General features: G+C 63.1%; 5 protein-coding genes. 1 reads left to right on the forward strand and 4 read right to left on the reverse strand.

Annotated elements, in window-relative coordinates; genetic code table 11:
* Positions 1-32 precede the first annotated feature (32 nt).
* Entirely contained in the window at positions 33-248 is a 216-nt protein-coding gene (locus LCU97_RS17975; protein ID WP_232777364.1) for an MbtH family protein, read from the reverse strand.
* Positions 249-448: 200 nt separating this feature from the next.
* Here LCU97_RS17975 and fhuF point away from each other — a divergent pair, with 200 nt between their 5' ends.
* Positions 449-1186 (forward strand): siderophore-iron reductase FhuF, encoded by a 738-nt coding sequence (gene fhuF / locus LCU97_RS17980; protein WP_232777365.1) that lies wholly within the window; start codon positions 449-451, stop codon positions 1184-1186.
* Positions 1187-1192: 6 nt separating this feature from the next.
* Here the strand turns inward: fhuF and LCU97_RS17985 are convergent, their stop codons facing one another.
* The 3 genes from LCU97_RS17985 to LCU97_RS17995 are packed head-to-tail and all read right to left on the reverse strand — an operon-like array spanning position 1193 to position 15635.
* A complete protein-coding gene (locus LCU97_RS17985; RefSeq protein ID WP_232777366.1) occupies positions 1193-2836 on the reverse strand; it encodes a cyclic peptide export ABC transporter in 1644 nt (547 codons plus the stop codon).
* Positions 2833-6618, reverse strand: a complete 3786-nt coding sequence (locus LCU97_RS17990; protein ID WP_232777367.1) for a non-ribosomal peptide synthetase — start codon at positions 6616-6618, stop codon at positions 2833-2835. Before LCU97_RS17990 ends, LCU97_RS17985 begins: the two co-directional genes overlap by 4 nt.
* Positions 6615-15635, reverse strand: coding sequence for a non-ribosomal peptide synthetase (locus LCU97_RS17995; protein WP_232777368.1), 9021 nt, complete (start codon positions 15633-15635; stop codon positions 6615-6617). Before LCU97_RS17995 ends, LCU97_RS17990 begins: the two co-directional genes overlap by 4 nt.
* Positions 15636-15643 lie beyond the last annotated feature (8 nt).

Genomic DNA, 15643 nt, shown 5'->3' on the forward strand with positions numbered 1-15643 from the left:
ATCCCTGAGTGAAGAAACTCTGTCGCGGGCGATCAGCCCTGTCCTTGTTCCTGCATGGCCTGGCGCAAGCTCAGCGGGCGCATGTCGGTCCAGACCTTTTCGATATGGTCCAGGCACTCTTGCTTGCTGCCTTCGACGTCGAGCGCGCGCCAGCCATCGGGAACACTTCGATAATCCGGCCAGATTGAGTATTGCTCCTGCTCGTTGACTACAACCAGAAAACGGGTATCCGGGCTGTCCAAACTCATTGCTTGCTCCTTGGGGTATGACGGGAGGGTTCTACGATACAATACTAATGGTATCGATTCTCATTAATATTTTTAAAATATTCGCTTGCTTCTCAAAATTCTTCTCGACGATGAACAGTCGCAAGACCGCAACGCCCTGTTTATACTTCGAGCCCTTCTGAACGATAACCGCTCTCAATACGCGGTCCACGGATGAGTCGATGATTCCCAGCCTTGCCCCGCTGTTCACCGGTCCGCTGGCCGACCATGGTGAAAAGCTGCAACTGCGCAGCCATCCTCGAACGGACGTACCGGGCGAGAGATTCTTCCAGCCCGGGCATTTCAACGCTTTCGTCGACGAGTTGCAGACGCGGTACAAGACCGATGAGCGCCTGGCCCTGGTTTCACTGTGGTCCAAGTGGTACTTCAGCACGTTCCTGGCACCGGTGATGGCCGCCAACCTGCTCCAGCACTGGGACCTGCCCCTGGCGCTCGGCGACACTGGAATCCAACTGGGTAACGACGCCAGACCGCAGGCATTGCACTTGTCCCATGCCGGCCACCCCCTGCCTCCCGGCACCGCCTTCGAAAGATTCCATACCCTGATCGAGGACCATCTGGAGCCCGTCATCGAAATCCTGGTCAGTGCCTCCCGGGCATCGCCCCGACTGTTCTGGAGCAATGCCGGCAATACCTTCGAGTTCGTCACCAGCCGTATCGACCTGCACCCGCTGGCCAACGCCCACAGCACCGCACCGGCCAGAGAGATCCTGAACGCTCGCCTGCGCCCCAACGGGCGACGCAACCCCTTGTTCGCCCCCGTGCATTACCAGGAAATCGGCGAGGACGAGCCGCAGCGCCTCAGGCGCATCTGCTGCATTCGCTATCGCCTGCCTGGCGTCGGCTATTGCAGCAGTTGCCCCCTCGATGAGTGCAAGGAGCAGGAGCGGTCCGTCTGACGGCCCTTACTTTGCCAGTTGGAACGGGTTTTCCGCCGTTCGGTCATAATCCACCAGACGACCGTAATCGAGACGATAGACCCGGTCGGCCACGTCGAAATAACGGTCATCATGGGTGATTGCGATCACCGTCTTGCCGGCCGCCTTCAATTCCGGCAGCAGCTCGTTGTAAAACACATGACGGAACACCGGATCCTGATCTGCCGCCCATTCGTCCAGCAGGAACACTTCCCGGCCTTCCATCATCAGCAACAACAGCGCCAGGCGCTTGCGCTGGCCCTGGGACAGCGCCGTGGTCGACAGACGCCCGGCGGCGAACTGGACTTTGTGGGCCAGTCCCAGGCGGTCGAGGTAGTGATCCACCCGAGCTTCGAGGCCTTCATGGTTGCCCGCCTCGCCCAGCACATCGGCGAACAGATAGAAGTCGGCAAAAATGGCCGCGAAATGCTCGCGATGCCACTCGCTGGTGCTGGCATCGAGCACCACGCCATTGAGCGAAACCTTCCCCGAAGTGGGCACGTAGAGTCCCGTCAGCAGCTTGGCCAAAGTCGACTTACCACTGCCATTGCCACCGACAATGAAGATCAACTCCCCGCGACGAATCGACAGATCGATCGGCCCCAGCTCGAACGCGAACTCGTCACTCTGCCCGGGATAGCGATAGCGCACGTTTGACAGGCGTAACTCGCCGAAGGGTTCTGCCGCTTGCGCAGGGGTCTTGAACTGCACCGTCTCGCCCAATGCCAGGGCATCGATGGCCTGCAAGGCGACATGGCCGCGAATGACCGCAGGAATGGCATCCAGGATCATCGAGATCGGCGTGCGCAGAAACATGATCGCCAGCACGTAGCCCACCACCACCTGTTGGCTGAGCAACCCAAGCCCCTGGCCGAGAAAGAACAGCGTGCCGATGAGCACGAACACCAGCAGTGTCGTCCAGTTCAGGTTCACCGCCCACAGGGTGTCGGCACGTACCGACGCATCCAGCGAGGCCCGGGCGATGGGTTCAAGCTTATGCTCATAGAGCAGGTGCCGGCGCTCCCGGCTCAGGCCCAACTCGCAGCGGCCCTGAATGGCAGCCTCGAATTGCTCGGTCAACTGGTCATCCTGTCGGCGTACCGCCTGCATCAAGCCCTTGACCTTGCGCCCGAGCAACACATCGAGCCCCACCCCCAGAGCAATCACACCGAGGGTCAGCAAAAAGAACGGTACGCTCAGCCACGCCATGTAGGCAAGCCCAGCCAGTAGCAACAGGCCGTTGTACAGGGAGATCGGCAGCTGCTTGAACGCCGTGGCGACGGTGGTAACGTCCTTGGTCAGGGCGTTGTAGATACGCGGGCTGCCCAGCCGCTCGATGCGTTCGAGTGCGGTGCCCAACACCTTGCCCACCAGCCGCAGGCGCAATTGGTAAACCAGGCGGTGCCCGATCTGCACCAGCAACCATTGCGACGTGATACCACTGAGGAACAGCAGGATCAGCAAGCCACCGAACAGCAACAAGCCGCGGCCGATATCGTCCAGACCGTGCTCCAGGCTGCGGTTGATGTAGCCGATCAGGCCGATACTGGTGGCCGCGCTCAAGGCGCTGCTCAGAATCGCCAGCAGAATGCGCCATCGAGCGTCATGCAGCAGTTCTTTCAATAGGATCATGGGGCAGACACCACCTTGGCAGAGGTTTCCAACAGTAAAGGCAGCAGGCTTTCGACCAGTCGCGGCTCCCCGAGCATCTCGTGATGGCCCACGTCCAGCGTCCACTGATGAACAGCGTGCCGAGTATACGCCTGCCACGAGGCCCGCAAATCGGCATGGGCATTGCCGCGCCAGAGCCATAGCGGTACGTCGACGATGGGCAACGCCTGTTCATACAAGCGCGTCTTGATCGCCCGATACTGCGCCAATAGCTTGAGCAAATCCGCATCGGCGGCGCCCCATTGCAGGTGTGCTCGCACCTGGGCATCGTCGAGCAGCCGGGCAACCCCCTCGGCGTAGTCATGACCGGCCAACAGGCCCGTCAAACGCTCACGCAGCGACTCGCCCATGGGTTGGGCGTGGCTGCGGCAGTAGAAAGCGAAATCGGCGATCAACTGCCCCGCCTCATCGCCTTCGCCGGCCAGGCTGCGCTGCGCATCGTGGTCGAGTACCACGAGCCCCTCGACGCTGAAGCCATTGGCTTGAAGAGCGGGAATCAGCAGCAACGCCAGTCGCGACGCCAGGCTCCAACCCAGCAGCACCAACGGGCGTTGTTTCAGCTGAACGGGGATGCTCGCCACGTATTGCTGCAACAACGCATCCATGTCGCCCTCGCCCCAACCGTTTTCCAGGGCGGCCAGGCCAAAGACCGCGACGTTGCCTTCGAGGTTGTCCACCAGCGGCTGATACGCCTGCAGATGCCCTTGTGCGCCATGCACCAGCAGCAAGGCCGGCGCATGCTCATCCGCGTCCTGCAAGACCTTCCAGGGGCCGCCGCTGTCGTGGTTGTCCAGCCCTCGGACCAGGTCACGCACAGTATGCCGTTCGAACAGCAGGTTGGTCGGCAACTCGAGGGACAGCCGCTCGCGAATCAGCGAGACCACTTTGATCGCGGCCAGGGAATGTCCGCCGACATTGAAGAAGTGGTCGGTCACGCCCAGCTCGTCAACGCCGAGCACCTCGCACCAGATGGCCAGGATGGCCGTTTCCAGCTCACCTGCAGGTGCTACGCGGGTGCTCTGCAAGCGCTGCCTGGCGCGTTCGAGCAGGCTCTTGCGATCCAGCTTGCCATTGCTGTTCAGGGGCAGGGTCTTGAGCGCAAGGATGGCACTGGGCAACATGTAGTCCGGTAACTGGCGAGCCAGGGCGGCCCCCAGATGATCAGTGGTCTGCAACACGACCTCGTCCCTGACCACGAACGCCAGCAAGCGGGCATGGTCGGCTTCACCCTCCAGCAAGACAGCGGCCTGCAATACCCCCGGCTGGGCCAACAACGCCTGTTCCACTTCCGCCAGCTCCAGGCGGAACCCGCGGATTTTCACCTGCTGATCGTTGCGTCCGAGCACGCGCAGCGCACCATCGGCCTGGCGCAAGGCAAGGTCGCCGGTGCGATACAGGCGGCTGCCGTCTGGATCGACACCGAAGGCACTGCCGCCGACACCGCCCACATAACCGCGCCCGACACTGGCCCCGCTGATGCACAACTCCCCGGCCTGGCCAGGTGGCACCGGTCGTTGCTGCTCGTCGAGCAGATGGATACGGTTATCGCCCAAGACTTGATTCAAGGCACTGCCACTCACGCCCTGGTCGATATCGATCGCCCGCCACAACACCCCCACGGTGGTCTCCGTAGGACCGTAATGGTTGTACAAGCGACAGGCTGGTTTCGCTTGGGCCAGACGACTGAGCAAATGCTCACTGATCGGCTCCCCGCCCAAGACCAGAACGCGACGTGGAAGAACAGCCTCGGCCGCATGTTCGCCCATCAGGGCTTCAAGGTGCGAAGGGACAATCTTGAGCACGTCCAACGGGTGGCGCTCCAGCTCCTCGGCGAAGGCCCGCGCATCCGTCACGGTGGATTGTTCCAGCACATGCACGCAACCGCCCTGCAACCAGGCCGGAAACAGCACAGTATTGCCAAGGTCCGCCAGCAGCGAGGAGACCAGGCCATAATGCCCGCCTTCGGGCAACTGCAGCGCGCGGGTCACCTGCGTGACGTAATGGCGCAACTGACCTTGTTCGATCTGCACGCCCTTGGGCTTGCCGCTGGTGCCCGAGGTATAAAGCACGTAGGCCAGATCTTGCGCGGCGCCCTGCACCGGCGTATCGAACACTGGCCCGACGCATGCCTGCGACCAGCACAGCGTATCGACCGAGGTCTCGGGCAGCAGCCCTTCCAGATGCAGCAACAGTGCGGGTTGAGCATCCTCGAGAATGCCGGCCAGACGCAGGGGTGGTTGCTGCGGATCCAGGGGCAGATAGGCCGCGCCGACCTTGAAGCAGGCCAGCATCGCGATCAACATCTGCGCCCCACGCGGCAAGTACAGGCCGACCACCTGCTCACGGCCGACGCCGGCCTGATGCAGGCTGCCGGCAACACGATCGCTCAGGGCATCGAGTTCGGCATAGGAGAATATTTGCTCGGCATAGCGCAGCGCCGGCCGATCCGGTTGTGTCCGCGCGTGTTCGCGCACGGTGGCGACGATATCGAGATCCGGCACCAGGGCGGGACGGATCGGCGACGCCGACAGTTCCTCGGGCAAGTGGCAATCGACGCGCTGGATGAGCTCGTTGGGTGACTGCATCAATTGCTCGAGCCAATGGCCGAAGCGCTTGAGCAACACTTGCATCTGGTTGTCACGGTACAGGCCATCATCGTAGGCCAGCATCAGCTCTGCGCTGCCCCGGGCATCGAGTGTCAGCTGCAATTGCAGTTCGACCGGGGTGTCGAAGGACAAGACCTGTACGCCTTGCAGCGACGGTGTATGCACGATACGCAGCCCGGCCTGGAAGCTGGCGCGCCAGTCGGGCAGCAACTGGGCCTGGCCCACATATTCCTGCCAGGCCACCGCGTTTTCCAATTGCCGTGCCAACGGCCGTGCCAGGTTGATCCAGGTGCTGTGCTCCGACATCCGCACCGTCATCGGCAGGGTCTGCTCGAACAGCCCGAAGGCGCCCGATAGCTCTTCATAGTCGTCACGAGGGTCATGCTGCAAACCCAACTGGCCGTGCGGCTGCCCATTGAGTCTGCCCAGCAATGCTCCCCAGGCGGCCAGGACCAGCGGCTCGACCGCCAGGCCTTCGCGCTCGGCCAGGGCGTTCAACGCCACCGGCAGCGTCGGCGCAAGCGTCAGCCGGACCACGGCATGCTGGCCGCTGGCGACCCCATAACGTTCGATCAAACGCATGCCCGGCACGTCCTGCAAGGCCTGGTTACGCCAGAACTGCACGCCCTGCTCGGCATCTTCATCCAATTGCAGGCCGTTGATCCATTCGACGTATTCGCCGTACTGCATGGGTTCGGTGTCCAATGGCACGGCGCGCCCCAGCAAGTGCGCCTGCAACTGGATCAGGCTGCGCTGATCCAACGAATACACCGGGACCGCCAGGAGCAGCCAATCGTCGAGCAACCAGGCCAATACATCGGGCTGTTCGGTCAGGCAATGCTGCTGAGCGTCGCGCAGCCACGTTTGCTCATTCTGCGTGTCACCCGAGCGCCCCTGACGCCAGTCCAGGCGCAGCTCGAAGGGCTCGACAACACGCTGGCGCAAGCCCGTGGCGCCAACCGGGCGCTGGTAGCGCAGGCGCAACGCTTGATGCTGCCGCAGGCAATCACGCAAGCGCTGTTCGACGATGCCTTCGGGCACGCCCGTCATTTGCATCCGAGCCCAGCGCCAGGCTTGCGGGTTGGCCTGGGCCAATTGTTTTTGCTGGGGTGAAAGCGTGAGTCCGAGGTCCATCATGATTCCAACTCTGCGTGTGTCTCTTCAGTCTGCGCCGGCGCAGCCATCACTTGGTCACGACCATAGATTTCCCCCATGGCCACCACAATCTTGCGCTCGCCCTCGAACGGGTCCCGGGCGTGTGCCGCCATCATGTTATCGAGCATGACCACATCCCCCTGCTGCCAATCGAAACGCACGGCACAACGCTCGTAGGCCGTGTTGATGGCCTCGATAGCCTGCGGTTCAAGTTCGGACCCGTCGCCGTAGAACACCTGCCGGGGCATCGAAGCTTCACCGTCGCGCAGGAACTGTTCGCGCACGTCAGCATCGAGAAAGGCCGGGTGATAGAGCTGGATCTGATTGAAGAAACTCTCCTCGCCGGTCAGCGGGTGCAGGATGACCGCCGGGCACACCTGACGGGTGTGCAGGTCGTTGGCTCCGCGCCACTGGAACTCGATGTTGCTTTCACGGCAGATCCGTTCGACGTCGGCCCGCTCTTCGGTCTGGAAGAAATGCTGCCAGCTGACGTCCAGGCTGGTACTGAAATTACGCACATACATCAGTTGTTTGCGCCGCAGGTTCGCTTGCAGCCAGGCCGGCAGTTCCCGGTAGACCTGGCGACTGTCGACAATCGGGGTCGCGCCCCCCGACGTGGCCGGGATCTGGCAGTAAAACCACTGCCGACGCGGCCAGCGATGCTGATGGGCACTCTCGTTGTGGAACAGGATCATCCGGTCCTTGGGATAGGGTGTGGATTTGTAGATGTTCTTGCCACCCTCTTCCTTCGGCAGGTCGCCATATTGACCATACAGTTGAGGGCAGAGGGCCTGGCAGAACGCTTCGAAAGCCGCCGGCGTCGGCAGATCGAAGCCACGAAAGACAATGCCACCGTGGTCGAGCAGCCAGTTCTCGACCTTCTCGCGGTTGGCTTCGGCCCAGATGGCCGGCGTCAGTTCGCGGTCACGCAGTTGAATCGACAAGGGGAACTTCGAGCCTTCGCGCAGCGGTCGGGCTTCGAAGGGCTCGCGAGTGACAGGCGACCCGCTCTGGCGCATCTTGCCCAATTTGCTCATTTTGCGTTGCAGCGGATTGTCCGTGGACATTGCGGCAGCTCCTCCTGGAGTCTTGATCAGGGTATCGATTGGGTTATCTGGCGCGCCAAGGGCCATGTCCAGCAGCGATTGGAAAGCATCGCGCAGGCGTTCGACCGTGGCCCGGCGAAACAGGCTGGTGCGATACACCCAGCGCAGATTGATCGCGTCGCCGTCTTCGCTGGCGAACAGGGCCATGTCGAACTTGGAATGGTGCTGCTCGCCAGTCAGTGGCTCGACCTGCAAGTTGCCTAGTTGGCGTTGTTGGCGCGGCGTGTTGTCGAGCACGAACAAGGTTTGCAACAGCGGGTGGACATTCGCCACCCGTGGCAGCTCCAGGCATTCGACGACACGCTCGAACGGCGTGTCCTGCCAGGCGAACGCTTGCAGGCACACTTCCCGGACCTGCTGCGCTTGCTCACGGAAACTCAGCTCCGGTTGCAGGCGGATACGCAAGGCCAGCAGATTGACGAAGAAGCCGATCAACGACTCGGTGGCAGGATGCTCGCGGTTGGCCACGTCCGTCCCGATGACCAGGTCGCGCCCTTGGGTTTCGCGCTGCAGCACGGCGGCATAACACGTCAGCAGCAGCATGAACGGTGACGTTGCGCTGTCTTGCGCGAACGCTTTCAACCGGCCAACCGTGGCCGCCGGCAACTGGAAGTCCAGCGCCGCCCCGGTGCCGCTGTCGCGCTCCGGGCGTGGGAAATCGAACGGCAACGGCACTTGGGCGGGAATGCCGGCCAGGGTCTGTCGCCAGAAATCCAGGCCCTCACGCTGACGCTGCTGTACTGGGGCAGAACCTTGCCATACCGCATAGTCCACGTATTGGATCGCCAGTTCATCTTGTGGCGGCAGCACACCTGCACTGTAGGCCTCGTAACCCTGGATCAGTTCATCGACCAGCACGGCGCCGGACCAGCCGTCCGAAGCAATGTGGTGCATGACCAGTTGCAGCACGTGGTCCTGCTCACCGAGCCGGTACAGGACCGCCCGCAGCGGTGCCTCGCCGGCGAGGTCGAACGGTCGCAGTGCAACGTCGCGGGCATCGGCCGGCCACTGCGCCGCGCTCGACACGATTGTTTGCAACGCCACCGACATCTGTGCGTGGATCCGCTGGTACAACTCGCCGCCGCGCTGGTGATAGGTGGTGCGCAAGATCGCATGGCGTTCCACCAACCGCTGCAATGAACGCTCCAGGGCCTGGCAGTCCAGCTGTCCGTGCAAGCGTACGTTACTGCTCATGTTGAAGCTGCTGTCAGCCAGATCCAGCTGCTGCATCAACCAGACCCGTTGCTGCGCCGAGGACAAGGGCTGGTCTATCTGTCGGTCGACGCGAGGGATCTGCAACGAAGCGAGGTCCAGGTGAGGCGCAAGGCCCTCGATGCGCTGCGCCAGGTCCGCCAGAACAGGCGTTTCGAACAGCCAGCGCAAGGGCACTTCAAGGCCCTGCTCGCGCAAGCGCGCACGCACCTGGGCCGCCATCAGCGAGTGTCCGCCCAACTGGAAAAAATGCCCGTCGACAGGGATCTGCGGCCGGTTCAACACCGTCGCCCAGACCTCGGCCAACAGGGTCTCGCTGGCCGTCAGAGCACGCTGGACGGCGACAGTACCGCTGACGTCCAATTGCAGCCGCGGCAGTTGTTTGCGATCCACTTTGCCGTTGGTATTGAGGGGCAGTTGTTCCAGCGCCTGCAAATGCGTCGGCAGCATGTAGGCCGGCAAACGGGCCTGCAAATAGCTGTGGATCGCGGTTTCGTCAGGTGGGTTAGCGCTACTGGCGACCCAGAAGGCGGCCAGATGCTCGCCTTGCACGGCCACGACCGCCTGCAATACATCGGGATGGCTGAGGAGCACAGCCTCGATCTCCCCCAGCTCGATGCGATAACCGCGCAATTTGATCTGGTCATCGGTGCGGCCCAGGTAATACAGCTGTCCATCGGGTTGCCAACGCGCCAGATCACCGGTGCGGTACAACCGCCCGCCCTCGCGGCTGAACGGATCGGCGATGAAGCGTTCGGCAGTTAATCCCGGTTGTCCGGCGTAACCGCGTGCCAGACCGTCACCGGCGATATACAGCTCGCCCACACAGCCGGGCGGCACTTCGCACAGGTGTTCATCCAGGACGTGGCAACGGGTGTTGAGCAACGGCCGGCCAATCGGGGCAACGGGCGTTTGCAGGACATCGATCGGCGTCTGGGTGGACCACACTGTGGTCTCCGTCGGGCCGTAGACGTTGACGAGGTGAGCCACGCATTGCCTGAGCTCGCTCGCCATCTCCGCCGCCAGCGCCTCACCACCAGCCAGGGCCACACGCCCGGCCAGTACCTGGCGATCGCCTTGCAACAGCATCGCCCAGGTGGCCGGTGTGGCCTGGATGAGATCCACGGCCTGGTCCTGAATCAGGTTTGCGAGCAACAGAGGGTCCTGTCGCTCCTCATCATCGGCCAGCACCACCGTGCCGCCGCGTACCAGCGGCAGGCACAGCTCCAGGCCGCAAATGTCGAAGGTCACGGTGGTCAGGGCCAGATAACGTTGCACATTATCCAGCGGCAGTGCCTGCTCCATGGCCAGCAGGAAGTTGGCGAAACTGCCTCGACTGATCTGCACGCCCTTGGGTTGTCCGGTCGAGCCCGAGGTGTAGAGGGTATAAGCCAATTGCTCGAGGGTCGTCGCCAGGCCCGGTGCGTGTGTCGGGAATTGGGACAACGGCAGGTCTGCCCACAGGCAACTGCGCAGGTGCCCGGGCACGTCTGCGAACAGCGTGTCCGAGAGCAGCAATTGCGGCCGCGCCCGAGTGAGAATCTGCGCCTGCCTTGCCGCTGGATGTGCAGGGTCGAGCGGCAGGTAGCCTGCGCCGGCCTTCTGGATGCCCAACAGGCACACCAGTAGCCTTTCGTCTCGCGGCAGGCAGAAGGCGACCGTCGACTCTTGCCCGACGCCCTGCGCCAGCAGCCAATGGGCCAGGCGGTTGGCTTGGGCATCCAGTTCGGCGTAGCTCAAGCGGCGATCGGCGCAGCACACCGCGATACGATCAGGATGGACGGCGGCCTGTACTTCGAAGCGCGTGACGAAATCCGCTTCGCCCATCAAACGCGTGGACGGGCCCGCCGTGTCCAGGGTCGCGACTGAACCCAGCGGGACTTCCAGCAAGCGCTGTTGAAGGTCAAGGCTGGCCAGACTGGCGAGCAAGCTCTGGTAGTCCTCCGCCAGTCGCTGGCTGGTGTCGGGGCGCAACAACGCGGTGGCGTATTCGACGATCAGACCGGTGCGGGCATCGGCCCCACGGCCCTGGCTGAACACATTGAACGTCAGGTCGAACTTGGCACTCACCACGCCATCGGGCAGCGCCAACGATTCCACGCTGATGCCGGGCAGGCTGAGGGTGCGCGAATCGCGGTGGTCAGCCTGATAGTTGAACATCGCCTGAAATACCGGCGTGCGGTCCAGGCTACGTTCGACGTTCAGCACGTCCAGCAAGTGCTCGAACGGCAGCGCCTGATGGGCCAGGTCATTGGCCAACCGCCCATTCAGGTCGTGGATAAAGGATTGCAGGCTTTGCCGGGCATCGATCTGTACCCGGTGCGCCAACGTGTTGACGAACAAACCGACCAGTGCCTGGCTCTCAGCCGATTCGCGCCCGGCCACGGGCAAGCCGATGGCGAAATCACTGCGCCGAGCATGACGCCAGAGCAGCAGTTGGTAGGCGGCGAAATACAGCACGAACGGCGTGACGCCCATTGCCCTGGCCCGGGCATCGATGGCCCGACTCAGCGAACTGGGGAAGAAAAACTCGGCACGGGCACCGGCGTACGCTTGCAACGCCGGGCGGGCGCAGTGGTCCGGCAACTCCAGCGGCTCGTTGCTCAGGCCTTGCAAGCGCTGTTGCCAATAAGCCAACAGCTGGCTGCCCTGCTCTCCTTCCAGACCTCGCCGCTGTGCTTCGATCAACGGCAACAACCCAGTGGACGCGGGCGTGGCCTGATCCTGATACAGCCGCGCAAAATCCTCGACCAGCAAACCCATGGACCAGCCGTCCACGGCAATGTGGTGCACATTGAAGAGCAAGCGGTAATCACCTGGCGCCACACTGAACAGGTCGATTGCCAGCAGCGGTCCCTGTCCCAGGTCGAAAACGCGCTTGGCGGCGTCGGCGATGGCCGCTACCTGCTGCGACTCATCCAGACCATTGAGGTCGTGCACATTGAAAATGACCGAGGCCGTCTCATCCAGGCGCTGCCAGACTTGCCCTTGCGCCTCGAAGAACCTGCAACGCAGGGCCTCATGACGCGAGACCAGGGTCTGGCAAGTGCGTTGCAGGCGAGGCACATCCAGGTCACCGCGCAAGGCCAGCAACTGCGTGACGTTGTAGGCCGTCGCGGTCGGTTCGAGCTGCTGCATGAACCACACCCGCTGCTGGGCATGGGACAGTGCACGTTGCGGCTCCGAGGCTTCGGTTGCCGATTGCGGTGCAACGCTCGGCGCGGCTGCGCCGGCCAGCACTCCGGCCAACTGCCGGGCAGTCGGGTTCTCCAGCAATTGCCGGGGCATCAGGCGCAGTTCGGCCTGACGCAAACGCGCGATCAATTGCAGGCTGAGAATCGAATCCCCGCCCTCGACAAAGAAGTCCGCGTCCGGCCCCAGGCCAGGCTGCTCCAGCAATTCACGAAAGGCCGTGAGTACGGTCAGCAACACCGGGGCCTGTCGAGCATCGATGCACAGGGCCATGGCCGCCAGAGTCGGGTGTTGCAGGACATCCCGCGGTTGCAGCTTGAGCCCTTCACGCGAAGCCAGGCCGATCAATTGCAGACTCAGGATCGAATCGCCGCCCAGGGCAAAAAAATCATCCTCGCGCCCGACGTGCGGGCAGCCGAGGACCTGACACCACAACTGCGCCAGGCGCTGTTCCGTGGCACCACGGGGTGGCCGTACGGAGGCAGCGGACGATTCTTGCTCAGCCGGCTCAGGCAAAGCGCGTCGATCCAGCTTGCCATTGGCCGTCAGCGGCAACGCGTCCAGCACTGACCAATGGCTGGGCACCATGTGCTCCGGCAATTGACGTCTGGCCTCGGCTTGCAGGCTCGCCAACGCTTCGCTCGCCAGGGACGGACTGAGGTACGCCACCAGTTGCGTGCGCCCTTTCACCTCGCAGGCCAGCACTACCCCTTCGCGAACCTGAGGCTGAGCCTTGAGCCAGGCGCTGACTTCGCCCGGCTCAACGCGAAAACCACGGATCTTGACCTGATCGTCCCCACGCCCGAGGAACACCAGGTTCCCATTGCGATCCAGGCGAACCCGGTCACCGCTGCGATAGAAGCGTTGGCCTGGGGCGGTGGAACCGAATACCTTGGCGCTCAATTCAGGTTGGCCGAGATACCCCTGGGCAACCTGGGGGCCACCGATCAGCAATTCCCCGGCGACACCCAGCGGCACCGACACATCGTTGCCGTCGACGATGCGCAGTTGGCAGTCCGCCAACGGCTGACCCAAGGGCAGATACTGACCCGGGTCCAGCGAGTCGAGCGACTGGATTTCGCCGCAGATCACTCCTACCGTGGTTTCCGAAGGGCCGTAGTGGTTGAAGAGGCGCAGTTGCGGTGCCAGTTCGCGCACTCGTGCGAACAAGGCGTGATCGAAACCCTCACCGCCCAGGACCAATACATCCCTGGGCAAGACACGTCGGGCATCGTCCAGCGCCAGCAGCCCGCGCAAATGCGAAGGCGCGATCTTCAGGCAATCCACCGGGTGCTGCTCAAGAAAGTCAGCCCAGCCTGGCGGATCGAAGGTCAGCGACGCTGGCGGCAGAATCAGCGGATCGCCGGCATTCAGCGCAGCGAACACGCAGGTCAGCCCCAGGTCCGCCGCCACCGTCGCCAAGGTTGCCCAGCGGCTGCCCGGCTTCGCTTGCAGGCGTTGACCGACCGCACTGGCGTAATGCGCCAGGTTGCCGTGGGTGACCAGCACGCCTTTGGGCTGGCCGGTCGAACCGGAGGTATAAATCAGATAAGCCGGCAAGTCGGGCTGGCTGAGGCTCTCGTCCGGGCCCTCGGAGATCACGGCGCGCAAGTCAGCGGCCCCGAGTATCAGGCGCTCGATCCGGACACCGGTTTCCGGGGCATCGGCCAAAGACACCCACAGGCTCGCACCACTGTCCTGCAATAACTGCGCGAGTCGCTGCGGCGGCTGCGCCGGGTCGAGAAACAGGCAGATCGCACCCCGTTGCCAGCACGCCAGCGTGGCCATCAACTGTTCTGCGCAACGCGGCATGCACAGCGCAACCACTTGCCCGGGACCTACCCCCTGCCCGGCCAGTCGCGAGGCCAACGCACGGCTCGCGGCACCGAGCGTGGCATAGTCGATGGTTTCGTTGACGCTACACAGTGCTGCCGCGGTCGGCGTATGCGCTGCCCAATGCAGCACTTGCCGATCCAGCGGTAAGGGCATCGCGCCCAATGCCGGACCACTCACCTCACTCGGCGGCGAAACCAGCTGGAATTCGGTCAGACGGCGCTGGGGATGACTGGACGCCCCCTGGAGAATCGCCAGCAAGTCGTCCAGCATCTGCTCGACGGTCGCCGCATCGAACAATTCGTCGCTGTATTCCAACTCGCAGCGCAGACCCGCATCAGCGGTACGCACCAGGCGCAACGTGAGGTCAAAGCGCGCATGACGCTGCGGCGGATCCAGGACTTCAACCGCGACACCCGGCAATGTCAGGGTACGGCTTTCGGGCAGGTCCACCTGGACGAACATGACCTGGAACAACGGACTCGAACGTGGCCGATCCAGGTTCTCAAGCACCTTTTCAAAAGGCAGCAGCTGATGATCGAAAGCGGCGGCGACGGTGTCACGGGTGCGCAGCAGTGCACTGGCGAAGTCCGGGTTGTCGTGCAGGCGCTGACGGATCACCAGGGTGTTGAGCAAAGGCCCGATCAGCGGGACCAGCTCCGGACGATCACGGTGCGCGACCGAGGTGCCCAGGCACAGGTCGCTCTCGCCGCTGTAACGCGACAGCAGGCAGCTGAAAGCTGTCAGGCCGTAGATGTACAGCGTCACCCCATGATTACGGATAGCCGCTTCGACCGCTGTCGTCAGCTGCGGTGATAGCGTGCGGGCCAGCACCGCGCCGCTGTGGCGGCGTTGCGCGGGCGCCGGACGTGGTCGATCCAGGGGCAACGTCAATGGTGCGGGGGCATCGACCAGCTGTGCACGCCAGAAATCGACGTGCTGCCGGCAGCTTTCGCTGTCCAGCCACTCCTGTTCCCAAGCGGCGTAGTCGGCATACTGGATGCTCAGTTCGGGCTGCCGGGCAGGCTCATCCACCGCCAGCGCCCGGTACGCCTCGGCCAGTTCCAGGGTCAGTTGCTGGGCCGACCAGGCGTCGTAGGCCACATGATGAATGGTGAAGAACAACCAGGTCGATTGCTCCTGCGCATCGCTGAACGCTTGCCAGCGCCATGGTGCCGACTGGCTGAGGTCAAAGGGTTCGGCCAATTGTCGGGCGTATTCATCGGCGCACCACTGCTCGTACTCGCCGGCAGCCAGGCTCAATCGTTCAACGGTTGGCCGAATGACTGTTTGCGGCTCGCAATGAGACTGCAACTGTCCATTCGGGTCGGTCGTATAACGGGTGCGCAAGATCTGGTGACGGTCGGTCAACTGCTGCATGGCCTGCTGCAAGCGTTCGCCATCGAGGCGGCCGTCGAAACGCAGCACCGAGCACAAATTATAAAGCGCACGACTGCTCAGAGCCTCCGCCGACAGAAAACGCCGCTGCGCCTGCGCCAACGGCAAGCGCCCGTCTTCGGCAAGCACGGCGGGAACGATCGGCAGGCGCCAGCTATCGATACCTTTCTCGGCCAGGCGCTGGCGAAAGATCTTTTTCTTATCCGCGGGCAAGGAAGCCAGCCGCTGCGCAATCTCCAGGAACGCTTGTTGCGTCATCGCACTCA

The organism is Pseudomonas uvaldensis, from assembly GCF_021271205.1.
Taxonomy (GTDB): domain Bacteria; phylum Pseudomonadota; class Gammaproteobacteria; order Pseudomonadales; family Pseudomonadaceae; genus Aquipseudomonas; species Aquipseudomonas uvaldensis.